21 protein-coding genes are annotated in these 25673 nt (G+C 65.6%); 4 read left to right on the top strand and 17 right to left on the bottom strand.

Features of this window, described 5'->3' with window-relative positions; all coding sequences use genetic code 11:
- Positions 1-7: 7 nt before the first annotated feature.
- Entirely contained in the window at positions 8-1369 is a 1362-nt protein-coding gene (gene prsR / locus HGB41_RS14595) for a PEP-CTERM-box response regulator transcription factor (RefSeq protein ID WP_171085599.1), read from the top strand.
- Complete coding sequence (locus HGB41_RS14590) at positions 1366-2826, top strand: right-handed parallel beta-helix repeat-containing protein (RefSeq protein WP_171085597.1); 1461 nt, start codon at positions 1366-1368, stop codon at positions 2824-2826. The genes prsR and HGB41_RS14590 overlap by 4 nt, the downstream gene beginning before the upstream one ends.
- Here HGB41_RS14590 and HGB41_RS14585 read toward each other — a convergent pair.
- From HGB41_RS14585 to HGB41_RS14560, 6 genes are read right to left on the bottom strand one after another with little or no spacing between them, the layout of a single operon-like run.
- The gene (locus HGB41_RS14585; protein ID WP_171085595.1) at positions 2736-4031 is read right to left on the bottom strand and encodes a glycosyltransferase; all 1296 of its coding nucleotides are present in this window, start codon (positions 4029-4031) and stop codon (positions 2736-2738) included. The two genes, HGB41_RS14590 and HGB41_RS14585, sit on opposite strands and share 91 nt — an antisense overlap.
- Positions 4025-4882 carry a hydrolase 1, exosortase A system-associated gene (locus HGB41_RS14580; protein ID WP_171085593.1) on the bottom strand — a complete coding sequence of 286 codons (858 nt, stop codon included), beginning with the start codon at positions 4880-4882 and terminating at the stop codon, positions 4025-4027. The genes HGB41_RS14585 and HGB41_RS14580 overlap by 7 nt, the downstream gene beginning before the upstream one ends.
- Positions 4872-5720, bottom strand: a complete 849-nt coding sequence (locus HGB41_RS14575) for a hydrolase 2, exosortase A system-associated (protein WP_171085591.1) — start codon at positions 5718-5720, stop codon at positions 4872-4874. Before HGB41_RS14575 ends, HGB41_RS14580 begins: the two co-directional genes overlap by 11 nt.
- Entirely contained in the window at positions 5717-5965 is a 249-nt protein-coding gene (locus tag HGB41_RS14570; RefSeq protein WP_171085588.1) for an acyl carrier protein, read from the bottom strand. Before HGB41_RS14570 ends, HGB41_RS14575 begins: the two co-directional genes overlap by 4 nt.
- 10 nt (positions 5966-5975) lie before the next feature.
- The gene (locus tag HGB41_RS14565; protein WP_171085586.1) at positions 5976-7016 is read right to left on the bottom strand and encodes a GNAT family N-acetyltransferase; all 1041 of its coding nucleotides are present in this window, start codon (positions 7014-7016) and stop codon (positions 5976-5978) included.
- Positions 7013-8230 carry a DegT/DnrJ/EryC1/StrS family aminotransferase gene (locus HGB41_RS14560; protein WP_229423028.1) on the bottom strand — a complete coding sequence of 406 codons (1218 nt, stop codon included), beginning with the start codon at positions 8228-8230 and terminating at the stop codon, positions 7013-7015. Before HGB41_RS14560 ends, HGB41_RS14565 begins: the two co-directional genes overlap by 4 nt.
- A gap of 129 nt (positions 8231-8359) precedes the next feature.
- On the opposite strand from HGB41_RS14560, the gene HGB41_RS14555 reads away from it, so the two are divergent.
- A complete protein-coding gene (locus HGB41_RS14555; RefSeq protein WP_171085582.1) occupies positions 8360-9934 on the top strand; it encodes an acyl-CoA ligase (AMP-forming), exosortase A system-associated in 1575 nt (524 codons plus the stop codon).
- Positions 9935-9938: 4 nt separating this feature from the next.
- Positions 9939-11174: a pyridoxal-dependent decarboxylase, exosortase A system-associated gene (locus HGB41_RS14550; protein ID WP_171085580.1), complete on the top strand. Its 1236-nt coding sequence runs from the start codon at positions 9939-9941 to the stop codon at positions 11172-11174.
- A gap of 14 nt (positions 11175-11188) precedes the next feature.
- On the opposite strand, the gene HGB41_RS14545 is transcribed toward HGB41_RS14550, so the two are convergent.
- The 11 genes from HGB41_RS14545 to HGB41_RS14495 form a co-directional block, all read right to left on the bottom strand.
- Complete coding sequence (locus HGB41_RS14545) at positions 11189-12130, bottom strand: polysaccharide pyruvyl transferase family protein (RefSeq protein WP_171085578.1); 942 nt, start codon at positions 12128-12130, stop codon at positions 11189-11191.
- A complete protein-coding gene (locus HGB41_RS14540; protein WP_171085576.1) occupies positions 12127-13338 on the bottom strand; it encodes a glycosyltransferase family 4 protein in 1212 nt (403 codons plus the stop codon). Before HGB41_RS14540 ends, HGB41_RS14545 begins: the two co-directional genes overlap by 4 nt.
- Positions 13339-13364: 26 nt before the next feature.
- Entirely contained in the window at positions 13365-14810 is a 1446-nt protein-coding gene (locus HGB41_RS14535; protein ID WP_171085574.1) for a lipopolysaccharide biosynthesis protein, read from the bottom strand.
- Positions 14807-15799, bottom strand: coding sequence for a polysaccharide deacetylase family protein (locus tag HGB41_RS14530; protein ID WP_229423027.1), 993 nt, complete (start codon positions 15797-15799; stop codon positions 14807-14809). The genes HGB41_RS14535 and HGB41_RS14530 overlap by 4 nt, the downstream gene beginning before the upstream one ends.
- A gap of 13 nt (positions 15800-15812) precedes the next feature.
- Complete coding sequence (locus HGB41_RS14525; protein WP_171085572.1) at positions 15813-17222, bottom strand: putative O-glycosylation ligase, exosortase A system-associated; 1410 nt, start codon at positions 17220-17222, stop codon at positions 15813-15815.
- A gap of 125 nt (positions 17223-17347) precedes the next feature.
- Positions 17348-18541: a glycosyltransferase family 4 protein gene (locus HGB41_RS14520; protein ID WP_171085570.1), complete on the bottom strand. Its 1194-nt coding sequence runs from the start codon at positions 18539-18541 to the stop codon at positions 17348-17350.
- Entirely contained in the window at positions 18538-19752 is a 1215-nt protein-coding gene (locus HGB41_RS14515) for a TIGR04063 family PEP-CTERM/XrtA system glycosyltransferase (protein ID WP_171085568.1), read from the bottom strand. The genes HGB41_RS14520 and HGB41_RS14515 overlap by 4 nt, the downstream gene beginning before the upstream one ends.
- 51 nt (positions 19753-19803) lie before the next feature.
- Positions 19804-21756 carry an XrtA/PEP-CTERM system amidotransferase gene (locus HGB41_RS14510; protein ID WP_171085566.1) on the bottom strand — a complete coding sequence of 651 codons (1953 nt, stop codon included), beginning with the start codon at positions 21754-21756 and terminating at the stop codon, positions 19804-19806.
- The gene (locus tag HGB41_RS14505; protein ID WP_171085564.1) at positions 21744-22925 is read right to left on the bottom strand and encodes a TIGR03088 family PEP-CTERM/XrtA system glycosyltransferase; all 1182 of its coding nucleotides are present in this window, start codon (positions 22923-22925) and stop codon (positions 21744-21746) included. The genes HGB41_RS14510 and HGB41_RS14505 overlap by 13 nt, the downstream gene beginning before the upstream one ends.
- A gap of 1 nt (position 22926) precedes the next feature.
- A complete protein-coding gene (xrtA, locus tag HGB41_RS14500) occupies positions 22927-24486 on the bottom strand; it encodes an exosortase A (protein ID WP_171085562.1) in 1560 nt (519 codons plus the stop codon).
- Positions 24477-25670 (bottom strand): TIGR03087 family PEP-CTERM/XrtA system glycosyltransferase, encoded by a 1194-nt coding sequence (locus HGB41_RS14495; protein ID WP_171085560.1) that lies wholly within the window; start codon positions 25668-25670, stop codon positions 24477-24479. The genes xrtA and HGB41_RS14495 overlap by 10 nt, the downstream gene beginning before the upstream one ends.
- Positions 25671-25673: the final 3 nt, after the last annotated feature.

The following is a 25673-nucleotide window of genomic DNA, read 5'->3' as shown; positions in this document are numbered from 1 at the left end:
GAATACCGTGACCCAGACCAAACAGAAACTGCTCATCATCGAAGACGACCCGGGCCTGCAGAAGCAGCTGCGCTGGAGCCTCGATGCCTATGACGTGGTGGTAGCCAGCGACCGCGAGGCGGCCCTGGCCCAGATCCGGCGCCACGAGCCGGCGGTATGCACGATGGACCTCGGGCTGCCGCCCGATCCGGACGGCTCGACCGAAGGCCTGGCGACGCTGCAGCAGATCCTGGCGCTGGCGCCGGATACCCGCGTCATCGTCCTGACCGGCAACCAGGACCATGCCAACGCGGTCAAGGCGATCGCCATGGGCGCCTACGATTTCCACCAGAAGCCGTGCGACCCGGAAGTGCTCAACCTGGTGATCCAGCGTGCCTTCTTCCTGAACAACCTGCAGCTGGAAAATCGCCGCATGCAGCAGTCGCAGGCCGATTCGCCGATGTCCGGCGTGATCTCGCGCGACCCCGGCATGCTCAAGGTCTGCCGCAACATCGAAAAAGTCGCGCCAACCTCGGCCTCGGTCATGCTGCTGGGCGAGTCGGGCACCGGCAAGGAAGTGCTGGCGCGCGCGCTGCACCAGCTGTCGCCGCGCTCCAAGGAGCGCTTCATGGCGATCAACTGCGCGGCGATTCCGGAAAACCTGCTCGAGAGCGAACTGTTCGGCTACGAAAAAGGCGCCTTCACCGGCGCGGCCAAGCAGACCAAGGGCAAGGTCGAGCTGGCGCACGGCGGCACCTTCTTCCTCGATGAAGTGGGCGACCTGCCGATGCCGTTGCAGGCCAAGCTGCTGCGCTTCCTGCAGGAGCGCGTGATCGAGCGCATCGGCGGGCACGAGGAAATCCCGGTGGACGTGCGCATCGTCTGCGCAACCCACCAGAAGCTCAAGGAACTGTGCGCCCAGGGCCGCTTCCGCGAAGACTTGTACTACCGCCTGTCCGAGATCGTGGTGACCATCCCGCCGCTGCGCCAGCGCGAAGGCGACGCGGCGCTGCTGGCCCACCATTTCAAGAACAAGTTCTGCGCGGCGGAGTCGCGTCCATCGCTGCACTTTGCGCCGGATGCGATCGCCGCGATCGAAGCCTACGGCTGGCCGGGCAACGTGCGCGAGATGGAGAATTACATCAAGCGCGCGGTGATCATGGCCGACGGGAACACCATCGTCGCCGACGACCTCGGGCTGCCGGGCGAGGATGCGGAAGAAGAACCGATCAACCTGCGCCAGGTACGCGACGAAGCCGAGTACAAGGCCATCATCAAGGCGCTGGCACGGGTGGACGGCAACATCGTCAAGGCGTCCGAAGTGCTGGGCGTGAGCCGCCCGACCCTGTATGACTTGATGGGGCGCCACGGCATCAAGACCGGGGCATGAAGGCGCGCTGGTTGCTGGCCCTGCCAGTGCTGGCCGCCCTGGCCGGCGCCGTCGGCGGGGTGCTGTACCTGCAAGGCGAGGGCGTGACGCCGCGTGCACTGGCTCCGTATATCGAAAAGCGTACGTCGGGCCATAACGCGGTGATCGTCGCCGGCGGCCGGTGGGCCGGCGCCGTCCTGCGCCGGCTCGACCGCGGCGAGCAGGCGCCATATGCGCTGCCTGCCCTGGCCATCGGCGCCCAGCCCGTTCCGGCCGCGGCGCCCGTCGCCGGCACGCCGATGCTGGTGGCCTCGGTGGACGCGGCGCGGCGTGCCTTCGCAGCGGCCCTTCCGGGCGAGGTCATCACCTTTGCCCCGGGCGTGTACCGGATTAACGGATCCCTCCACGCCGCCCGTCCAGGCACCGCCGGCATGCCGGTCGTGGTGCGTGCCGAACGGCCGGGCAGCGTCACCATCGAATTCGCCACCCGCGAAGGCTTCGTGGTCGCGGCCCCGTACTGGACTTTCGAAAACCTCGATATTCGCGGCGCCTGCGCCCAGCCGGCATTCTGCGAACATGCCTTCCACGTGATCGGCCGGGGCGCGCATTTCGTCGCCCGTAACAACACCATCACCGACTTCAATGCCCATTTCAAGATCAATGGCGACCGTAACGGCTTCCCTGACAATGGCCTGATCGAAGCCAATACCCTCACGAACAGCGCGCCGCGGCCGACCCACAATCCGGTGACGCCGGTCGACCTGGTGGCCGCCAACGGCTGGATCATCCGCGGCAACCTGATCACCGACTTTATCAAGGCCGACGGTGACCGCGTCAGCTACGGCGCCTTCGCCAAAGGCGCCGCCGCCAACACCGTGTTCGAACGCAACGTGGTGCTGTGCGAGCAAAAGCTGCAAGGCCTGCCCGGCCAGCGGGTCGGCCTGTCGTTCGGCGGCGGCGGCACCGGCAAGCAGTATTGCCGCGACCGCAAATGCATCACCGAGCACGATAAGGGCGTGATGCGCGCGAACCTGGTGGCCGCCTGTTCCGACGCCGGCATCTACGTCAACAGCGCCGCCGGCAGCCGGTTGACGGACAACACGCTGCTTGACACCGCCGGCGTGCAGGTGCGCTACCCGGAAAGCAGCGCGCAGCTCGACGGCAACCTGATCGACGGCGCGGTCACCAACCGTGACGGTGGGGTGGTGCGGGAAGGCGACAACCGCAGCGGCTCGGTCGCGGCGCTGTATGCGGGGCTGCATCCGCAACGCGCCCTGTTTGCGGCGCCAGGCATGCTCGACCTGCGCTGGAGCGGCGCCGCGCCGCGGCACAGCGTCCAGGAACGCCTGCCGGACCTGTGCGGGGCCGCGCGCCCGGCATCGATGGCCTACGGCGCCTTCGAGGATTTCGCGGCCTGCCTGGCGCCGCGCAGCGCGCTGTCTTCGGCCAGCACCGCGTCGAACAGCGCGCCCAACTGAACGGTGCGGGCGCCACGTTCCTGGGTCCGCACCATCGCATCGGTTGCCAGCGGCGCGCTGCCTTGCGCCACCAGGTCGAGGAAGCGCTCCAGCGCCTGGGCGATGCCCTCGGCGTCGTCGAGCGGCCCGATGGTGTCGATGCCCAGCTTGCGCAGCGTCCGGGCGGTGTCGCCGTTCTCGTCGGTCAGCGCCAGCACCGGGCGCCCCGCGCGCAGGTATTCATACAGCTTGGCCGGCACCTGGTCGTTGCAATTGGACGCCTGCAGCACCAGCAGGGCGCCGGCGCCGAGCATCTCCGCCAGCGCGGCGCGATAGGGCAGGGCCGGCGCAATCGTCACGATGTCGTCGATGCCATGCTCGCTGGCCAGCGTGGCCAGCCAGTCGTCGTGCACCGGCGCGCGCAGCACCAAGCGGAAGGTGGCCGGCGTGATCCTGCCGCGTGCGCGCAGCGCGGCCAGGGCTCCGAACAGCGGGCGCGGATCGCGCTCGGAGGGGTAGACGATCCCGCTGTGAAGCAGGACCAACGGGCCTGCGGCCGGCGCCGGCGGCGTCTCCTGGCTGGCCGCGGCGAAGGCCGCTTCGTCATAGCCGTTCTCGATCAGGCAAATGCGCTCCGGCGGCAGCGCAGGATAGCGCGCGCGGTAGGAGCGCACCGCCCCGGGCGTGGTGCAGACGGCGCGGGTGCAGTGCGCAAGGGTCTGCGCTTCGATCCAGCCGACGATCGCGCGCTTGAGGCGGCCGGACGGGTGGCTGGCGTCGATCATCGGGTCGCGCAGGTCGGCCACCCAGGGCAGGCCGGTCAGGCGGCGCAGGGCGAGCCCGATCAGGTGCGCGCTGGCGATCGGGTAGGTCGACCAGATGAGCTGCGGGCGGTAGCGGCGGATCATGGCCAGGCCCGCGGGCACGGCGCCAAGCACCCACGACACCCAGCGGTCGGGCAACGCCATCGTGCCCAGGTAGCGGCCGCGCCAGGCCAGGTGGCGCGCCGTGTCGAGCGCAAATGCGCGGCGCACCACCACGCTGGAAGCGATATCTTTCATCTGGTCGGGTTCGGTGTCGGCATGGGCGCGCGGATGCGCGGTCAGCACCAGCGGTTCCCAGCCCAGGCCCGGCAAGTGCTGGACGAACTTGAGGGTGCGCTGGATCCCGCTGCTGCCGCGCTGCGGCGGGAAGTGGAAGGCAATCATCAGGGCACGTTTCACCATGAACGCAGCCAGTCCGCGGTCCAGGCGGCCACCTGGTCGCGCCATTCGCGGCGCGAGAAGGTATGGTCGGCCGGCGCCAGCTCGTGCCGTGTGAAGCGCGACGACTCCATCAGGGCCTGCCACCCCGGCGTGGCGGCCGTATCGGCGAATTCGCGCGCCGTCAGGTCGGCGCTGCTGAGCACCACCAGCACCTTGCCGCCGAAGCGAGACAGGGCGCCGTGCATGCGTTCGGGCAGCGCACGGCCGCTTCCGCTGCAGTCCTGGTCCTGTCCACTGCCCGGGCGCGGCCTGCTGGCTCGCGCCAGGATGTCGGCCAGCGAACGGACGGCGGCACGTACGTCGAAGCGGCCCGAGGCGATTTTTTTCCACAGGGCGGGCGACCGGATGCGCTCGCGGTAATAATGCTTGAGTGTGCTGCGCGCCAGCCCCTCGTCGGTACGCACCCAGGGGTTGAGCAGCACCATGCCGCTCACGCGCGCATCGCTTCCCGCGTACAGGGCCGCTGCCGAGGCGCCGTCGCACAAGCCCCACAGCACGACCTCTTCGAGCTCAGGCACGCCAGCGAAAAAGGCATCGATGGCGCTGCGTACATCGGGCGCGACGTCCTCGAAGCTGCGCATGTCGCCGCTGCTGTCGCCCATCCCGCGATAGTCGAAACGCATCGCCGCGATGCCCTGTGCGGCGAGGGCCCGCGCGAGCAGGGTGAACTGGCGGTGGCTGCCGGCTCGGTATTGCGGGCCGCCGACGATCACCAGTACGCCGCGGCGTGCCGGCTGTTCGGGCACGGTTGCCACGCCGTACAGCCCATCGTCATCGCAGGCGAAGACCAGCGCCTTGTCCTCATACCGCATGGTCCGGCTCCCGGATGGCGTCGCAGGTGGCGGCCACCAGGGCCGGGCATTCGGTGATCTCCTGGGTCGACCAGAAAGGCTGGCCGACCACCTGCCTTGCCTGCACCGGCACGCGCGCACGGCGCCAGCGCTCGATGGTGCTGGACGCCCCGGCCGGCAGCGGGCGGTCGGCGGAGGTGGCCAGTTCGAACCAGTGCACCGGGATCGCACGCGGCGCCAGCAGGGCCGGATCGAGCGTGTCGATCGCCTGTGCAAGTTCCGGATGCAGGTCGTAACCGGCAATTTCGAGCGTCTCGCCCCGCGCCAGCGCGGCACGCAGGCTGGCAGTGCCGGCCTTGGCGTCGCCGCCGCCGGACAGCATGTCGTTGGCCACCCGCAAGCGCAGGAACTGGGTCATGAATGCCTGTCCAGACAGCGCCGGCTGCCACAGGACGATGGCCGCCGGCGCTTTTGCGGCGCCGCGCACGAAGTCGAGCGCGAGTGCGCCGCCCAGCCGCAGTCCCAGCAGCGTCAGCGGTTGGCCGAGGCGGGCGTCGAGCCAGGCGCTGGCCGCCGCCAGGTCGCGTTTCCAGCCTTCCCAGCGCGCGTCGCCGAAGTCGCCGCTGCTGTCGCCGCAGCCGTGCAGGTCGATCTGCAGCACGCCGTAGCCGAGCGCCGCCAGCGCGCGCGCCTGCAGCGCGGCCATGCGGCGCGAGCGGTTCATTTCTTCGGCAAACGGATGCACGTACAGCACCGCGCCGCGGCAGGCGCCGGCAGCGGGGTGGAACAGGCAAAAGCGCTGCCCGCCGTCGACCACCAGGAAGAAAGGCTCCGCGGCGGCTGCGCGCGCCAGGGTCATGCGCCGCGCTTTTCTTGTACGAAGGCGGCCAGGCTGCCGAGCGTGGCAAAGGTGCTGGCGCTGATGTCGTCATCGTCCACCATGATGCCGAAGTGGTCTTCGAGTGCGCCGATCAGGCTCACGACCGCCATCGAGTCGAGTTCCGGCAGGCTGCCCAGCAGCGGCGAGTCTTCGGTGAGTGCATTGCCGGCAGCGCCCAGGTTCAGCACGTCGGTGAGGATATTCCTGACTTCGTTCAAATACATTCTTGCTCCGTTAATCCAGTGCAGGGGCCGTCGCGCGGGGTGCGCGCTGCAGCTTGCGGTGCCAGCTGCGCAGTGCGGGCCAGCGGTAAGTATTCAGATGGTAGAGCGTGCGCACCTCGTCCGTCCAGCGCAGGTGCCATTCCATCACCTTGCCATAGAATTCGATGCGCTTGAAGCGGCCTTCGTCGAACAGCTGGCGGGTTTCTTCCTCGCGCATCAGGAGGGTCGGCGACAGCGACCCGGCGACGCGTTCGTCATAAGTGGTCTTGAGCACCACGATGCAGTCGGGCCCTTCGATGCACAGGTCGGTCGCGGCGAGCTGTTCGCCGAACCAGTAGCGGTAGATGCTGCCGGCGCCACGCCGGCAGAACGCTTCCAGCATGTCGCGGTAAAACCGTCCCTGCGCATTGTCGGCATGGACCGCGGTGCCGCCGCCGGCTTTCCAGCCGGTGCTTTCGAGCCTGCCGTAATCGGCGACCGCGGCGGCCACCGCGTCGGGCGTGCGCACCACTTCCAGGCGCAGGCCGATGCCTTCGCGCTCGAGGCGGGCACGCTGCTTTTTCAGGTTGCCGCGCAAGTTCTTGCCGCGCGCGCTCCAGTAATCGTCGAAACTGCCCTGCACGGTGATGCGGGCGGTCTCGATGTAGTCGAGCGCCTGCAGGCAGCCGCCGTCCGATGGACGCGGCAGCAGTTCCGGGTCGCACTGGGTAATGGCGGCCACCAGCGCCAGGCCGGGCAGGGCGCGCACCAGTCCCTCGGCCAGCGTGGCGGTGTCGGTGCCGGGTGCTTGCAGCCAGATGCCGACCGGCGCCTGGGCCGGCTGGAAGGTCTGCCAGCGCGCGCGGCCGTTGGGCGACAACACCGCCATCGCCACTACCTGCTGTCCGAAGCGGCAGGTCGCCAGCAGCTCGTCGCCGCCGGCGAAGTGCGCCAGCAGTGGCAGCACGAAATCAGGCGCCAGCAGCGGCGAGACCGCGCCGGCCGCATGGAGGCGCGTCCATTCGGGGACGTGTTCCGCAAACCTGCGCGCCGGGACGAAGCTCCAGTTCACGCCGCCACCGCCTGTGCCAACAGCACCTGGCGCAGCTGGCCGGCCATCCACGCCAGCTCGTTCGGCCGCAGCTCCTGATGGCAAGGGAAGGCGATGACGCGTTGCGCCAGCATGCTGCTGTTGGCGCAGGTGCCGGCATCCACGCCCGGCCAGCGCGCGTGAGCGAAGCGCACCAGCGGCACCCCGGCCGCATGCAGCCGCGCAAACACGAATTCCGGATCGTCCAGCAGCAGCGGGAACTGCCACGGCACCACGCCCTCGGGCAGGGTAAAGAATAGCGGCCGGCAGCCGGGCAGGCCACGGGTCGCTTCCTCCAGCGCCAGGTAGTGGCGGCGCCGCAAGGTACAGATGCGGCGGCTAGAGGCCAGCTTCATGACCGCGCGCGAAAACCAGGCCGAGCGCTTGTCGACCCAGCGCGGTTCGAAATCGAAGCCGCTGTCCGACGAGGCCGGCGCCAGCGCGGCCCCGGCGCCCGTGCCGGAAGCGCCGCTGCGGCGCGCCTTGAGCGCGCGCCATGCCAGGTCCTTCAGTCCCATCGGTAGGCGCAGCAGGGCGCGCACGGCCGGCAGGCGCCCGTAGGCGAAGCTGTTCTCCAGCGTGGCCAGCGCGGCCTTGGCCTCGAAGCCCAGGCCGCCCGGCTGCAGCGCGACCGCGTCGAGCCGGTGGCGTGCCGAGACCAGGGCCCCGCCTTCGTAGGTCGGGAAGAATTTCATGCTGCTGGCAATGGCATAGTCGCCCCAGGAGCCGACCGGCTTGCCGCGGTGCTCGCCGAAGAAGCAGTGCGCGCAGTCTTCCAGCAACTGCAGGCCGCGCGCGTCGCAAAAAGCGCGAATCGTTTCCAGCTGCTGCGGGAAGCCGAAATAATTGGTGACCATGATGGCGCGCGTGGCGGGGCCGATGCGGGCCGCCACATCGGCCAGGTCGACCGAGGCATCCGGACCGACGCGGTAGAATACCGGGGTCGCCCCGCACCACAGCACCGGCGGCACCATCGAGGGGCTGTGGTAGGCCGGCACCAGTACTTCGTCGCCCTGCCGCACGCCCATCTGGCGCAGCGCCAGCGCGATCGCCACGCGGCCGCTAGTGACCATGCGTACCTGCCCGGCGTCGAGCACCGAGGGCGGCCGCGCGCCGCCGGCGGCCCCCGGCGCGCCGCTGAACGACGCGCGCGACAGCACGGGGGCGATCGGCAGGCTGGGATGGTGTGCGGTCATGTCGTTCATCTTCAGTTTGGGCAACACAGTATAACGGTGGCTGCCGCTTTTGCTGTTCTGGTATGAAACGAAAATGTTAAGATGGCGCCCGCTTTTCCCGTCCCTGCTGGCCTGTACAAGAAGGTTTGAATGAGCGACCTGGTTCACGATTTGATTTTCACGGCGGCGCACCGGGTTCCTGGCGCCGAGGCGCTGGTGTACGGCGCCGAGCGGCTCGACTACGCCGCGCTCGAACGCGCCGTGCGCGGCGCGGCGGCGCAGTTGCTGCGCGCCGGGCTCAAACCGCGCGAACGGGTCGCGGTCTATCTTGAAAAACGCGTCGAGAACGTCGCGGCGATGTTCGGCGCGTCCGCGGCCGGCGCCGTGTTCGTGCCTGTCAATCCGCTGCTGAAGGCGGCGCAGGTAGCGCATATCCTGGCCGACTGCGATGCGCGCGTGCTGGTCACCTCGAGCGAGCGCCTGCACGGGCTGGCTGAGGTGCTGGCGCAGTGCCCGGGACTGCGCACCATCATCGTGGTGGGCGCCGCGGCCCTGCCGCAGGCGCCGGGCGCGCTCCAGGTGCTGGCCTGGGAACGGGGCGCGGCACCGGCGCCGGGCGCAGCCCATCCGGCGATCGACGCCGACATGGCCGCGATCCTGTACACCTCCGGCAGCACCGGCAAGCCGAAAGGCGTGGTGCTGTCGCACCGGAACATCGTGGCGGGCGCGCGCAGCGTCGCGGGCTACCTCGGCAACACGGGCGGCGACCGCATCCTGGCGGTGCTGCCGCTCAGCTTCGACTACGGCCTGAGCCAGCTGACCACGGCTTTCCACTCTGGCGCCGCCGTGGTGCTGATCAACCATCTGTTCGCGCGCGACCTGCTCAAGGCCGTCTTCGCGGAACGGATCACCGGGCTGGCCGCGGTGCCGCCGCTGTGGATCCAGCTCGCGCAGCTGGACTGGCCGGCCGGCTGCAGCCTGCGCTACCTGACCAATTCGGGCGGCGCCATGCCGCGCGCCACCGTGGCCGCGCTGCGCGCCCGGCTGCCGGAGGCCGAATTGTTCCTGATGTACGGCCTGACCGAAGCTTTCCGCTCGACTTACCTGCCGCCGTCCGAGCTGGCGCGTCGTCCCGATTCGATGGGACGCGCGATCCCGAATGCCGAGGTGCTGGTGGTGCGTCCGGACGGCAGCCTGTGCGAGGCCAACGAACCCGGCGAGCTGGTGCACCGCGGCGCCCTGGTGTCGCTGGGCTACTGGAACGATCCCGCCAAGACTGCGCAGCGCTTCCGCCCGGCGCCCGGCCAGGATCCGGCGCTGCCGCTGGCCGAGCTGGCGGTGTGGTCCGGCGACACCGTGCGCCGCGACGAAGAAGGCTACCTGTACTTCATCGGCCGCAGCGACGACATGATCAAGGTGTCGGGCTACCGGGTCAGCCCGGCCGAGGTCGAGGAAGCCTTGCACGAGAGCGGCCTGGTCGAGGAAGCGGTCGCCTTCGGCGTGCCGCATCCGGTGATGGGCCAGGCCATCGTCCTGCTGGCGGTAGCGCGCGAGGCCGGTCTCACGCCCGCCCTGCTGCAGAAAGAATGCCAGCGGCGCCTGCCGGTTTGGATGGTGCCGGCCCATATCGCGCTGCTCCCCGGCCCATTGCCGCGCAATCCCAACGGCAAGTTCGACCGTCCGGCGCTGCGCGCGCCCCTTGTTGCGCTGTTCGAAAGCGAATGATCCCATGAGCGTCACCAAACCAATCCATGCCGCGCAAACCGGCTTTCCCGTCGCCGACGGCTGCCTGCAGGTCGGCGGCATTCCCGTCACGCGCCTGGCGCAACGGGTCGGCAGCACGCCTTTCTATGCCTATGACCGACGCCTGCTGTCGGAGCGCGTCGCCCAGGTGCGCACACACATGCCGGCGGCACTCGAGCTGCATTATTCGGTCAAGGCCAACCCGATGCCGGCGCTGGTCCAGCACCTGGCAGGCCTGGTCGACGGCCTCGACGTGGCTTCCGGCGGTGAACTCAAGGTGGCGCTCGACACCGGCATGGTTCCGGGGCGCATCAGCTTTGCCGGTCCCGGCAAGTCCGAGGCCGAGCTGCGCCAGGCCATCGCCGCCGGCGCCTGCATCCACGCCGAATCGGAACGCGAGCTGCGCACCGTGGCGCGCCTCGGCGCGGACTTGGGCATCGCGCCCCAGCTGGTATTGCGGATCAACCCGGATTTCGAACTGAAGGGCTCCGGCATGCGCATGGGCGGCGGCGCCAAGCAGTTCGGCATCGACGCCGAGGAAGCGCCGCGCATGCTGGCGCTGGCGGCCACGCTCGGGTTGGACGTGCAGGGCTTCCACATCTTCAGCGGCTCGCAAAGCCTGAAAGCCGATGCGATCATCGAGGCGCAGGCGCAGACCGTGGAGCTGGCGCTGCGCCTGGCCGAGGCCAGCAGCAACCCGGTGCGGATGCTCAATATCGGCGGCGGTTTCGGGATTCCTTATTTCCCGGGTGAGGCGCGCCTTGACCTGGCGCCGATCGGCGCCGCCCTCGACCTGCTGCTGCCGCGGGTGCAGTCAGCGCTGCCCCAGGCCAAGGTGTCGATCGAACTGGGACGCTACCTGGTGGGCGAAGCGGGCGTGTACGTGGCGCGCGTGGTCGACCGCAAGGTCTCGCGCGGCCAGGTCTTCCTCGTCACCGATGGCGGGCTGCACCACCACTTGGCGGCATCGGGCAATTTCGGGCAGGTGATCCGCAAGAATTATCCGGTGGCGATCGGTAACCGGATGGGTTCCGGCGACACCGAGGCGGTGTCGGTGGTGGGGCCGCTGTGCACGCCGCTCGACGTGCTGGCCGACCGGATGGAACTGCCGCGCGCCGATGTGGGTGACTTGGTGGTCGTGTTCCAGTCGGGCGCGTATGGCCTGAGCGCCAGTCCGACAGCCTTTCTGGGTCACGCGACGCCATCTGAAGTGCTGGTCTAATCGCGTCAGGCGCCTTACACGGCTATGCGCGGATAAACGCCGCCGCTGCGTCGCGCCACGTCGCGCCGCACGACATCAAGTTTTTCCATCAGACGCTCGATCGACTCGAAGTGCTTGCCCTCATCACTCAGGCACGAGGACGCCTGCTGCGCGAGGTTGCTGAGCGCGGCCACGACCTTGTCTTCCATCTCGAAACGGTTCGTTTCCGGTACCGGCGGCGTCCAGTTCTCGGTCCAAATACCCCTCTTGCGCAGCCCGCGTTTAACCGAGGTCTTGATCTTTTCAGTTGCAGTAAAATTGCGTTCCATGTCGTAAATGCTCGCAATCGTGTGCGGCGAGTAGGACATGTTCAGCGACTGGCACCAGTCGTTCCACTTGAAGTCGAGGATGTGGTCATAGCATGTAACCGGAATCCAAGGCACGCGCAGCGCGTCCGCCACGATCGCCGCGTGCATCGCCTCCGCGATCACCAGCCGCGACTGGCGCAGCTGGAAGATCGTTTCGTTGATGTCATAGGCCGGATCGATGTAGTTGATGCCGGCCTTCTCGCATAATGCCTTCCAGTCGGCAAATCGCGAACTAGCATGATGCGGCATGAAGGACACCATGCCGGTCGGCCTGACAGGGCGGTTAGGCAAGACCTGGGTCAGCAGAACAGCGGGGTCGGTAATCGCCAGCGAAGGATCGATGCCCAGGCGTTGCGCCGACAGGGGGCCGCGTACGCAGTAGAACTGCCACTTGTCGTCGATTTTTGGGAACTGGTGGTAGCCCACGCCAGAGCCGAATACGTACTTGGTCGGCATGACCGGCGCGCGGCTGTTAATGAGCGTGCCGATCCCGACTAGCACTTCTGAATCGTCGTTATCGAACAGTTCCGGCGCCAAGTTGTACCAGATCAAAGAATTCAGGTCGTCGCCAAAATTGCCGATCGGGTCTTTATAGTAAAAAAGTTTCATTCTTCGTGGGGTCGCTGTGAGGGGGGAGGAAAGCCGGTACGGCGCGACTGCATGACACGGTGCAGCACCGTGCTGATGGTCTTGGTGTGATGTTCGATCGAATAATTGCGTGCCTTGCGTGCTGCATGTTCGCCGAGTGAGGCGGAGAGGACCGGATCGGACAGCAGGCGTTTGACCGCAGTTGCCAGCACTGCTGGCTTGCGCGGTTCGATCAGAAGGCCGTCGACTTCATGCTCGATGACGTCGAGCGGCCCGCCTTCATTCGAAGCGATTGTTGGCTTGCCCATCGCCATGCCCTCGAGGAAGGTCCGACCAAACGGTTCCGGCTTGGTCGACGCATGTAGGACGACCGAACTGATCGACAGAATTACAGGGATGTCCTGGCGCGCGCCCAGCAGGCGCACGCGTCCGCGCAATGCAGGTGCGCCGGCCTTGCGCGTGATGTCCTCGGCATAGCGGTTGTCTTTGCCATACGCCGAGCCGACTAGCAGAATCACTGCGTCGGGGAACGCCTCTAGGATGGCGGGGGTGGCCTCGATCAACACGTCCTGGCCCTTCCAGTCGATCAGACCACCAACCAGCGTAATCACCGGCTCATCTTCGGCCAGGCCGAGCTCTCCACGAAGTACGGCGTCCGGCGCCTGCGGATGGAACTGTGTCAGGTCGAGCCCTTCCGGAACGACGGTGCATTTCTCGGCCGGCAGCCCAAGTTCGATGAGTTCCCGCTTGACCGCGCGCGACACGGCGATGCAGTGGTCGATGTGTTGCAAGACCCAGCGGTTGCCGCGAGTATCCGCATTGAAGCCGCGTGCGTGTAGTACCAACGGCAAGCGCGCCAGGCGAGCACCGACGGCCGCCGCCATGTTGCAGCTGCAGTCGTTGTTCAAGTATACGAGGTCGACCCCACCCTTGCGGAACGCACGGTAGTATCTCAATGCGTACGGCAGCATGTTGAACACATTGTCCAGGGTCGACGCGAATGGAGCCCCATGACGCAGCCGGGCAGGATCCAGAAGCGACTGAGCGGGCATATGGCGCCAGCGGCCCAGCCGCTCGAGGCGCCGGTAGGGATCGGTGCCCAGGCTGGTGAAGAGGTGAGGCCTGAACTCGGACGGAATCTTTTCGAGGAAAGCGGCAAGCGAAATGATCGCGCCGCCATAGCCAGCGCCGTTCTCGCAGAATCCGACGTTGATGCTGTTGTTGTTCATGGATGTCTTGTGCATATACCTGCCATTTATCCCCGCACCCGCGTGGCTACCCACTGGTGCGCCTGATATAGATGGATCCTAACAGGGTGTCTGGTCCAGACAATCCCAATGAGCCACCCGATCAGGGCGCTGAGCCCGCCGACGACGAGTTCAAGCCAGGCATGCTCGCTATTCATGAAGGCCCACATGACAAGCGCTGGGCCGGCTGCACTGCACAAAGTGACGAGGGCGCTTTTGAATGTTGAGCGCAGCACGCCGCGCAGCCCGATGCCAGTGGCCGCGTGCAAGCGACGTGAGATAATTGCAGCGGTATAGCACTCCGCGAGGACCAGCGCGGCGGCAATCGCAACCAGACCGAATGGGCTGGCAAGGAGGATCGCTCCGATGCGCACCGGCTGGGTCAACACCTGGCTTACCGTCGCCTGGCCCACTTTTCCATGCGCGATCATGACGTCGGCCGCGAAGGTCGTCAGGCTGGTGATGGCGCCAGCCACGCATAGGACCTGCACGACCGGTACCGAAGCGTCCCATTGCAGACCGTACAGCACGCGTATGATGGGCAGGGCTAGCAAGCCGATAACAGTGAAGAATGGCCAGGCAAAGACGCTCAAGTACTCGACAGCGGAGCGGTAAGCTTGGCTGATATCGCCTTTCTCGCGCCGCAGTTGCGAAAAGTAAGGTAGTACGAGCGGCACGATGGCCCCGTTGACGAGCGTCCTGAACATCTGGACCATGCCGTTGGCCCGGCTGAAATAGCCCGATGCCGCCAGGCTGATCACCTTCCCGATAATGACGTCTGGACCGTTGGTGCCGAGGACGCCGACAAGGTTCCCCAGACTGTTGATGCTACCAAACGACAGGATTTCGCGCATCTTCTTAAAACTTGGAATAAAGGGCGTGCCCTTCGTGCGCAAGATCATGGCGGCAATCCCGAAGGACAAGATGCCGGCAAAATTCGCCCATGCCAGGCTGAGCGCGCCAAAGTCCTGGATGGCTAACGTAACTGCGGTAATGACGTGACATACCGAACTTGTGACACGGACAATCAGGATTTTTTTGAACTCCATGTTGCGCCGGAAGATCGCGGTCAAGAGGCCACCCAGCGGCGTCAGCGCGAAACTGGCCGACATAACAACGAGGATGTCGGCTACGCGCGGCTCGTGGTAGAAATCGGCGACCAGCGGGGCGGACGAATATAGCAACAAGGCAATGGCTCCGGCCAAGATAATTGCCACGCCATACGCCGATCGGATGCGCTCGGGCGTTAGTTCTTCGACTGCGATGAGGTATTTTCCGACACCGAAATCGCGAAACACATGCAGCATGGCCATTAGAAAGGCTGCAACTGAATAAATTCCGATTTCTTCCGGGGTAATCAGCCGGGCCAAGAACATGACGCCGATAAACTGTATTGCCATCTCAGTATATTGTGTGGCAAACGACAGGCCGAGCGATTTTTTTAGATAACTCATGATACTTTTCCACTCAACCAATACAGCAACCGTCCAGCAAACAAAAGCGGATGGCTGTCCCAAGGGCGGCTGCGCGGAATGGTGAAACGGCCGCTGTGGCGGGTGGCCGGGCCAACGGCCGTGGTGAAGGCCGCGTCATAGCCTGCTTCCTCGACTATGCGTGCGTGCCGCATATCGAAATCAATGTTCTGTTTACCGTTTGGATAGGCAAACAGACGCAAGGGTTTGCCAAGGATCGATTCGAGCTCTTGTTTGTTACCGACAATTTCGGCATGTGCTTCATCATCGCTAATGCAGTTGAGAATGGGGTGTGTGATGGTATGTCCACCTATTTCGATGTTGTTACGGTCCAGCGTCAGCAGCATGTCACGCGTGAGCATCAGTTCCTGTTCCAATGGAGAGCCCACTAGGGTCTCGAGCTTACGATTCAGACGCGCACGCATGGGGGGCGGCAAGTATTTGGAACGCTCCGTCAATGCACGGGCGGTCTGCTGGCGGTCTTGCATCGTATGCAGGGGATAGCTGCCAAAGCCAATATCATGCAATTCCAATTTCTCCCCTGAAAGCCGCCTAGTAGCTTCAAGAATGACGTCGTTCCACATGCTGCCATGATCGATATGGCCGGTCGTTACGAAAACAGTGGCCGCAAGTCCGTATTCCCGCAGGATGGGCAGTGCAAGATCGTGGGTCGAGCGGTAGCCGTCATCAAACGTAATTGCAATCGCACGCGGCGGCATGCGTCCCGTTCCTAGCAGCTGGATCGCATTGTACAAAGGCAGAACATTGAAGCAGTTGGCGAGTAGATCCATCTGCCAGCGGAAGGTGTCGATAGTCGGTTCGGAGTCCAGTAGTGGGTCAGCTTGTTCCAGGATCCGGTGGTAATTGACGATACAAAGACGGCCTTCTCCCAAGGAAGTGGGTGCGATTGTATTGCCCAGCTTGCGGAGCAGGGCGCCGGCAAGCTTGATCGTAGTTGTGGCCTTGGTCATGTTCCCCATAATGTCAAGCTGCGTTTTCGTGTCCGAACTTGCGGCGGGCAAGATCGTTCGCCGGTCGCGTCGGCGAAGGGTATGCATGAATTGTTCCATCAGCATCTTCAGCGGCATTCGTAAGCTTGGCCAGCTCAGCTGGAACGATACGGGATTCGAGCACAATCACTAGTCCGAAAAGCGTAAAAATAAGATCGAAATAGGCGAAGCTAAGAGCGGCGCCGCCGAAAGCGAAGGCAAAAATGCTCAGCTGGATCATGGTCGATACTGTCGCCAACCAGGCCGGACCACCTGCGCGCTTGACTGTGCGTGCTGCGCGGCCCGCTTTGCGCCACGCAGTGATTAGGCATGCAACGTAAATAAATAAGCCGACGAAACCATGATCGCCTAGCACCTGAAAATAAACACTGTGGGCAGCGCGGGCGAAGTTGGCAGGCGGTAAGGCATCGCCAGTATAGAACCAGGCATATTCATAAAAATGCCTGGTTAGCTCTGAATAGACCGAAAACGTTTCAAGTGCTTTGAAGCCGCCGCCGAAGAGAGGATGTTGGGTAGCCATAATAAAGCTCAGCTTCCAGGCGACCACGCGACCCATGAACGATGCATCTTCATTGGCCGATTCGATGGTGTCGATACGAGCGGTCCACTCGGAAGAAACGTAATTAGCCAGCACTGTAACCAGAATCACAGTGAAAACGGCCATTAGTGCCTTTCTTTCACTCTTCATGAAAAGATAAGCACCGAGGGTGAGCAGTGCGATAAAACCACCGCGCGACTGGGTGCCAATGACGGCAAATATGAGCAGGCACATGGTGCCAATGAGGCTTATCTGCAGGATGCGAGAGCGCCAGCCGTACTCTCCAAGCAAATAAACGCAGATCGGCAATGTCATTACGAAGGCCAGGGCCAATTCGTTGCGGTCGCCTAGCACGTGTCCACTAAGACCCGTAATCATGTGACTCCCGCCACTCGCGATGAACTTGAGCGCTTCCAAATTTCCATAAAAACCGACCGACAAGACGATGCCCCATAGAAGCACATCGATGTGAAGTTTCTTCTCGATGATCGCTAGGACGAACATGAAGAGCACTACTACCTTCAAGAAGCGGTTCCAGTATTCCCACGCAATTTCAGGCCGGCCAATCGTCATGATCGTACTGAGCGTGGTCCAGATGAAGAAAAGCAGAACCAACACACCAAGCCCGGTTAAGCGGAATTTTGGTTTGTCTTTTTGCGCTAGGTAAGTAAAGATTGTTACCCCAGCAAAGAGCAGGTTGTAGCGAATACTACCGGCAATGCCATACACCCAACCGTTAGGGAAGAACAATGCCGTCCATGGCCACATTGCGAGCGCAATGAATGACCGTTGTGCCATTGCGTAGAGCATCAGCGGCAGCATTGCCAGAAGAAAGATGTCCCTCATCGTGTCAGCCTTTCCCGCCTTTTCTGTGATTTTTCTTGTCTTCTCGGAGAGCCCATAGGCACAAGAAAACCACTCCCAGGAGATCCGAGCACCACAATATCGTTTCCATGTGTGACCAACTATCCTTAAAGTGATGTGTGCGCAAATATGCGTGCGCGTTGCGGCTGTGTACGAGTCAATATGGCATCGAAGATGCGTAGTTGGCCGGTGCTGGTATCGTCCCAGCTGAAACCCTCGGCATAACGGCGCGTCGCCGCACGGTCCGGGTAGGCGGCGCGCAGCGCATTGACGGCATCGGCTACGCCGCGCGGGCTGCGCTCGGCCATCAGGACACCGGCTTCCGGCGCGGCCACCACCTCGGGCGTGCCGTACACGCGGCTAGCCACCACAGGGGTGCCGCAGGCCATCGATTCGAGCAGCACGTTGGCCCAGCCTTCGCGGCTCGAGGCCAGCACCAGCGCATCGGCGCGGCCGTAATGTTCGCGCAGTTGCGCCTGCGGCACGGCGCCGAGGAAGCTGACGCGCCCGTCGACCTTCAGCTCGCGCGCCAGGTTTTCCAGCATGCCGCGGTTGGGACCGTCGCCGGCCACCACCAGGCGCACGCCCGGCAGCAGCGGCAGCGCGCCAATGATCAGTTCCTGCGCCTTGACCGGTACCAGATGGCCCACCGTCAGCAGCGTGAACGTGGCATCGGCAGCGCGTTCCACGGGTTGGAACAGTTCCAGGTCGACGCCGTTGCGCAGCGAGGTCACGCGGTCGGCGTCGACGCCCAGCGCCACCACCTCGTCGCGCAGCGCGTTGCAGACCGTGATCACGGCGTCGGCACGGCGCGCCGCCCACCGGATCATGCGGCGCGGCAGCGGGTACTGCGGCAGCAGGGTGATGTCCGAGCCGCGCGCGGTGATGACGAGCGGTTTGTTGAAGTGGCGCGCCAGCATGGCCGCGGCCACGCCGTCCGGATAGAAGTAGTGGGCGTCAATCAGGTCGAAGTCATAGCCTTCGTCGATCAGGCGCGCGATCGCCGGCTTGACCGCCTGCGCCAGCAGCAGCGGCGCGAGGTTCATGCCGACCTTCGGCAAGACGGGGTAGCGCGGGTGCGCGACCTGCAAGCCGTGGCGGGTTTCATGGCGCGGCACGCGCGCCTGCTTCGCATAGCTGCCAAAACGCGGGTGGCTCGAGGGGAACCACGCCACCGGCGCCACCACGCGCGCCTCGACCTGGCCGCTGGCGACCAGGTGGCGCAGGCGCGTTTCCACGAAAATCCCGTGGCCGGGCTTTTCCGCGTTCGGGAACAGCGTACTAAACGTCAGGATCTTCATGCAGCGACGGACCCCGTCAGGCGGCCGTAGATGTTCTTGTAGCGCGCGACGCTGACGGGCCAGTTGCGTTCGCTCTCGACGTATTCGCGGCCGGCTGCGCGTAGCGCCGGCCAGCGCTCCTGGGCGCCCAGCAGGGCGCCGACCTTCTCGGCCAGCGACACCGGGTCGTCGGCCTTGAACAGCACGCCGGTCTTGCCGTCGGCGATCAGCTCGAGGTGGCCGCCGACGTCCGAGGCGGCCAGGATGCGGCCCTGGGCCATCGCTTCGAGCGGCTTGAGCGGCGTGACCAGATCGGTCAGGCGCATCGAGAGGCGCGGATAGACCAGCACGTCGAGCAGGTCGTAATAGGTCTGCACCTGCTCATGCGGCACGCGGCCGGTGAACACCACCTTGTCGGTGATGCCGAGGTCTTGCGCCAGCTGGCGCAGCTGGGCGTCTTGCGGGCCGCCGCCGACCAGCAGCACGCGCAGGTCGGGCAGGGAAGCAGCCAGTTGCGGCACGGCGCGCAGCAGGATGTCGAGGCCCTCGTAGGCATAGAACGAGCCGATGAAACCGATCAGGCGGGTGCCCTGCAGGCCGAGCTTGGCCTTGAGTTCCTGGTCGGCGCTGCCGCCGACCGAGAACTTGTCGATGTCGACCGCATTCGGGATCACCGTGACCTTGTCGGCCGGGATGCCGCGCGCGACGATGTCCTTGCGCAGGCCTTCGCAGATCGTGGTGACGGCGTCGGCGCGCTTGAGCGCCCAGGTCTCGAGCGCGCGGGTGGCGCGGTAGCGCAGGCCGTTCTCGCTGCTGGTGCCGTGGTCGACCGCGGCGTCTTCCCAGAAGGCGCGCACTTCATACACCACCGGGATGCCGAAACGCTTGCCGGCGCGCAGCGCGGCGATCGCGTTGAGGCTCGGCGAATGCGCATGCAGCACGTCGGGTTTCACCTGCGGGATGATCTCGGCCAGGCGGCGCGTGAGGCCGTCGATGACTTCCTTCTGATTCAGTACCGGCAATTTGGCCAGCGCGCTTTTCGAGGCCGGGGTGCGGTAGAAGTGCAGGCCGTCCACGGTGTCTTCGAGCTGCTCGCCCGAATGCTGCTTGGAGCCGGTGACGTGGAAGGTTTCCCAGCCGAGCGCGCGCTGCTCGCGCAGGATCGAACGGGTGCGGAAGGTATACCCGCTGTGCAGCGGGATCGAGTGGTCGAGGACGTGGAGGACTCGCATGATTCTTGTGGTTCCGGTTACGCGGTTGTGCGTTTTATTCTGCGTTGAGATTCAAGCGGCTGCGACGGCGATGGCCGGGGCGGCGACGGTGGCGGCGGCCGGACTGGCTCCGGCGGCACCGTTCTTGCGCAGGAAGGCGTCGAACATGAGCACCGACCACAGGGTCGTGCTGTGGTCCTTGGCGCTGGACTGGTGTTCATCGACCATCTGCTTGAGGAAGGCCGGGTTGAAGATGCCGGTGTCGAGCAGGGCGGGATTGAGCACCGCGCGCCGCATCGTCTCAAGCAGCGGGCCGCGCAGCCAGGCCGCCAGCGGGATCGAGAAGCCCTGCTTCTTGCGGTACAGGATGTCGTCCGACAGGTGCGGCTGCAATGCCTTCTTGAAGATGTACTTGCCTTCGCCGTTGCGCAGCTTCGAGCTCGATGGCAGGCCCGACACCCATTCGACGAACTTGTGGTCCAGCAGCGGCACGCGCACTTCGAGGGCGTGCGCCATGCTGGCGCGGTCGACCTTGGTCAGGATGTCGCCCGGCAGGTAGGTCTTCATGTCGAGGTACTGGATCAGCGACAGCGGGTCGTCGGTCGGCGCATTCGCCGCATAGCCGCGCATCACTTCGACCGCGCGGTAGCCCTGCAGGCGGCGCTTGAAGCCGTCCGAGAACAGCTGGCCGCGGAGCCGGTCGTTGTTGATCGACACGCCGTGGAAATAGCCTTCGGTGAGGTCGCGCGACAGCGACTCGAACGTGGTCTTGGCGCGGAAGATGCGCGGCGCCCAGTCAGCCTTCGGGTAGGCCGCGCCGAGCAGGCCGAAGACAGGTTTGCGCACCGCCAGCGGCAGCAGCGAGCGCACGCGCTCCTCGCCCATGGCCATGCGGTGGCGGCGGTAGCCGGCGAAGCTCTCGTCGCCGCCGTCGCCCGACAGCGCAACGGTGACGCGTTTCCTGGCCAGCTGGCAGACGCGGTAGGTCGGGATCGCCGAGCTGTCGGCATACGGTTCGTCGTACAGCGCGGCCAGGGTATCGAGCAGGCCGTAGTCGTCGGTGTCGACGGTTTCGCACTGGTGGCGCGTCTTGTACTGCTCTGCCACCTGGCGTGCGTAGTCGGATTCGTCGAAGGCCGGGTCGTTGAAGGCGATCGAGCAGGTGTTCACCGGGCCATCGGTCACGCCGGCCATCATCGCCACCACCGCGCTCGAATCGACGCCGCCCGACAGGAAGGCGCCCAGCGGCACGTCCGAAATCAGGTGGCTCTGCACCGCTTCGCGCAGGCGATTGATGAGTTCTTCTTCCATCTCACGCTCGGACATGGCCGCGTGCGGGGTGAACGGCACGTCCCAATACTGCTTCGACTTCGGCAGCGGCTGGCCGACGCGCAGGGTCAAGGTGTGGCCCGGCAGCAGCTTGAAGGCGTCGGTGAAGATGGTGCGCGGCTCCGGCACGTAGCCGTAGGCGAAATAATCCTCGACCGCGAGCGGGTCGATCTCGCGCCTGAGGTTCGGCAGCGAGAGCAGCGACTTGAGTTCCGAGCCGAAGGCGAACATCCCGTCCGGCAGCACCGCGTAGTGCATTGGCTTGATGCCGATACGGTCGCGCGCGAGGAACAGGGTTTGCTTCAGGCGGTCCCAGATTGCAAAGGCGAACATGCCGCGCAGGTGGCCGACGCAGTCTTCGCCCCATTGTTCATAGGCGTGGACGATGGTTTCGCTGTCCGACGGCGTGCGGAAGCTGTGCCCGAGGCCTTGCAGCTCGGTGCGCAGTTCTCGGAAGTTGTAGATCTCTCCGTTGAACACGAGGGCGATGGTTTCGTCCTCGTTGAACAGCGGCTGCAGCCCGGCTTCGAGCGCGATGATCGACAGCCGGCGGTGGCCGAAGCCCAGTCCCGGCTCGAGGTGGAGGTCGCCTTCCACCGGGCCGCGGTGGAACTGGCTTTCGTTCATCCGGTGCAGCAGCTCGCGGTCGATCGCGCGGTTGCCCTGCATGTCAAAAATTCCAACTATTCCGCACATGGTGTAATCGCTTTTTTTCGTGTTGTCTTGGTCTGGCACAGTTCGTCGTACAGGGCGACGTAGGCGGCCAGCATGGCCTGCATGCTGTACTGCTGTTCGACGCGGGCGCGTCCGGCGGCGCCGTGGCGGCGCGCCAGCGCGCGGTCACGCACATAAGGGGCGATCGCCGCGGCCATGGCGCGCGGGTCGGCGGCCGGCACCAGGGTGCCGGCGACGCCGTGTTCGACCAGGTCGGGAATGCCGCCTACGGCGGTGGACACCACGGGCAGTTCGCTGGCCATGGCTTCCAGCAGGGTGACCGGGGTGCCCTCGGCAATCGAGGACAGCGCGAACAGCGAGAAGCTGCGCATCACCGGCGCGACGTCGCTGCGCGGACCGGCGAACCAGACGCTGTCCTGAAGGCCGTTTTGCGCCACCTGCGCCTCGAGCTGTAGGCGCAGCGGGCCATCGCCGACCAGCACCAGGCGCAGGCGCTCGTCCGGCAGCAGCTGGCACAGCTGGGCGAAGGCCTCGACCAGGGTGAACTGGTCCTTGACGTCCTGCAGGCGTCCGACGGTGCCGATCACGAAGGATTCCCGGTCTTGCCACGGCTCGCCATTGGTCGCACCTGCGGCGCGGAAGCGTTCGGTGTCGACGCCGTTGTCGATCAGCTGCAGCTTGTGGGCGGGAATGCGCACCCCCCGCTCGAGCCAGCTGCGCAGGTCGCGCGACACCGGCACGTAGCGGTCGATGAAGGGCGTGACCAGGCGGCGCAGCAGGTTGTGCTTCGGGTTGACGCCCTGCGGGTCGCGCGCGTCGCGGCCGTGTTCCGCGTGCACCCGCACCGGCACGCCGGCAGCCCAGGCGGTGGCGGCGTATTCGATGGTGCCGAGGTTATAGGTGTGCAGGACCGCCGGGCGCAGGCGCCGCAGGAGGCGGAACATGTCCGTGTGGGTACCCAGTCCCAGCCCGGCCGGCTTGTGCAGCGCGAACAGCTCGACGCCAGGACGCGTGATGCGCTGGGCGAAGTCGGTATAGTCGGTCAGGCAGATCACGGCGTGGCGGTAGCAGCCCGGCGGCATCCGGTTGATCGTATCGACCAGCAGCGTCTCCAGCCCACCGATGTCGAGGCGGTAGATCAGGTGCGCAACCAGTTGCGGCTGCTGCAGCGAGGCTGGTACACCCATCATCTCAACGCCCTCGCGCCGCTGCCAGCGTGGCGTCGACCGCGCTGAAATGCTGCGCCAGGAAGGCGCGCAGTGCGGTACGCGCGGCGTCCGGGTTGTCCCCGGCCGGGGTGGCGATCGACACCAGGGCGCCGTCATCGCCGCGGAACTGCAGCTTGCCCTGGGCCTGGCGCAGCTTGCCGAGCACGTTGCTGGACAGGTAGCGGCCGTCGACCCACATCACGTTCCAGACCACTAGTTGCCCGCCAGGGCCGTCCAGCAGCACCTCGCGCAGCGGCAGCTTGTGGTTGCTGGCGTCTTCGGTACGCAGCACCGAAGCGGTTTCGTGGTACGCGTTCTTCTCACCCGCCATGCGGTTGACGGAGCTGATCAGGCCCTTTTGCTTGGTCTGGTTGCGGTAGTACAGCAGTTGCAGTTGCACCGGGCGGCCTTCCGGCGCGGCGTACACGCGCTCCAGGCGCGCATCCGGTTCCAGGTAGTCGACTTTCCAGTCGGGGAAGGACTGCGCCGGCGGCAGGGCCACGGCCGGCTCGGCAAGCGTAACCGCCTGTGAATTGTGGTTGGCGCGGTCGTTGAATGCCGCGAATGCCGGCCACACCGCGGCCAGCGCGACCACGGTAATGGCCATCGGGACCAGGCTGGCGCCCGATTGGTGGTCGGCGCGGGCGGCGGCTGCCGCAGCTGAAGCCGCAGGCAGAGGCTGGTCGTCTTCGCGCCAGTAGCTGCCGATCCAGAACATGATGAACATGATGACCCCGAAGAACAGCCAGCCGTAGACCAAGTGGTCGACACCGGTCGCCATCGTCATGCCGCTGGTGTGGCCGATCATGACGATGCCGTAGGCGCGCAGCCAGTTGGCGACGATCGGCACCACGATCGACAGGGCGATGAACATGGCGCGCTTTGTGTTCGAGCGGTAGGTCAGGTAGGCGTACAGGCATCCCAGGGTGATCGACGAGATCAGGTAGCGGATGCCGCTGCAGGCCTCGACCACCGACCAGCTGCCGGTAGGCAGTTCGAAACGGGTGCCGTTGCGCAGCACCGGGATGCCGGTAGCCTGCACCGCCCAGACCGTGAAGTCGGCGGTGTAGTTGATCAGCGGGTTGACGAAGATTTCGCCGAAGGGCACCGCGAACAGCAGGAACAGCAGCGGAAAAGTGAATTTCGCGGCCAGGCGCGGGCCCAACAGGGTCAATGCGGCGAGCGGGAACATGGCCACGAAGGCGTATTGCATCACCACCTGCACGTCGCCCATGCGGCCCGCCAGCCAGGCGGCGCCGGCGCCCGCCAGCAGGATCAGGCCGGGGCGCCATGGTTGCGGCGGCAGCTGGGCGAACCAGGCGCGCTGGCGCCAGATCAGCGCCAGGCTGATCGGCAGGATGATGTAGCCGTGGGCGAAAGTCTCTGAGCTGTTCCAGATCGACACCATCGAGGCGGCGGTGGCGAAATACAGCGCAAATGGCGCCAGCAGCGCCATTACCAGCGCGACCAGGCTGGCGCGCGCCAGCGGCGAAGGAAGATCGAGGCCGGCGTGGGCGACGCCCGGTGGAGGTGTCAGATGCATTCGAGTCGCTCCCCGATGCAGGCCAGGTTGCTCGGCCAGCTGTATTTGTTTTCGACCTTGGCGCGTGCGGCCAGACCGATCTCGTTGCCGTTGCGTGCCAGCAGTGCGGCGACCGCGTCGGAAAAACCGGCGGCGTCCTGTGCCAGCACCAGTTCCAGGCCCGGCTCGGCGTCGATGCCTTCGAGCGCCTGCGGCGAGACCACCACCGGGGTGGCCATCGCCATCGCCTCGAGCACCTTGTTCTGGATGCCGCGCGCGATGCGCAGCGGCGCTACGGCCGCTTGCGCGTGCGCGATATAGGGACGTACGTCCGGCACGGTGCCGGTGACGACGATGTTCGGCTGCTTCGCCAGTTCCAGCACCGCCGGGGACGGGCGCGCGCCGACGATATAGAAGCGCAGGTCAGGGAAGCGGGCGCGCAGCAGCGGCATCACGTCGTCCGCAAACCACTGTACTGCATCCACGTTCGGCCAGTAATCCATGGCGCCGGTGAACACAATGGCGCGCTCGCCTTCGGCGAACGGGCTGGTGTCGACTGCCTCGGGAGAAAAGTAGTCGGTGTCGACGCCATTGCTGAAGAAGCCGATCTTGGCGTCGCTTTCCGGCGCCAGTTGGCGGAACAGGTCCGCTTCGGGCCCGGAGACGAACAGCGAGGCGTCGTAGTCGCGCGCCACCTTGCGCTCGTAGGACAGCAGCTGGCGTGCCTCGTGGCGGTACAGCCAGCTCATCGGCCAGGATTTCTTGTCGGCGTACTGGCGCCACTTGTCCGAGTCGACGTCGCAGAAGTCGACCACGCGGCGCGCGCTTGGGTATTTGTCGGCGTACTGCGCCATCGCCGACGAGAACACCAGCACGCGCTCGATGCCGTGCGCGGCGACGGTTTCGTCGACCCAGCGCTGCAGGCCGGCATCACTGTAATAGTCGAGCGACAGCGAGCGGTTGGTGGCCAGCGCCTTTAAACTGCGCACGCGCGCCAGCAGCGGGTTCAGGCCGGCGTAATGGCTGCTCGCGCACAGCTTTTCCACGGTCGGCACGTGCTGCCAATCGTCGGCATCGTCGACAAAGGTCGCCAGGTGCACGCGGTAGTCGCGCGCCAGGTGCTTGAGCAGGTGGTAGGAACGAATCTTGTCGCCCTTGTTCGGCGGGTAGGGGATCCGGTGGATCAGCAGGAGCAGGTCTTCCACGGT

The organism is Telluria aromaticivorans (assembly GCF_013003915.1).
In the GTDB taxonomy this organism is placed as follows: domain Bacteria; phylum Pseudomonadota; class Gammaproteobacteria; order Burkholderiales; family Burkholderiaceae_D; genus Telluria; species Telluria aromaticivorans.
This window is presented reverse-complemented; position numbering and strand designations above follow the sequence as displayed.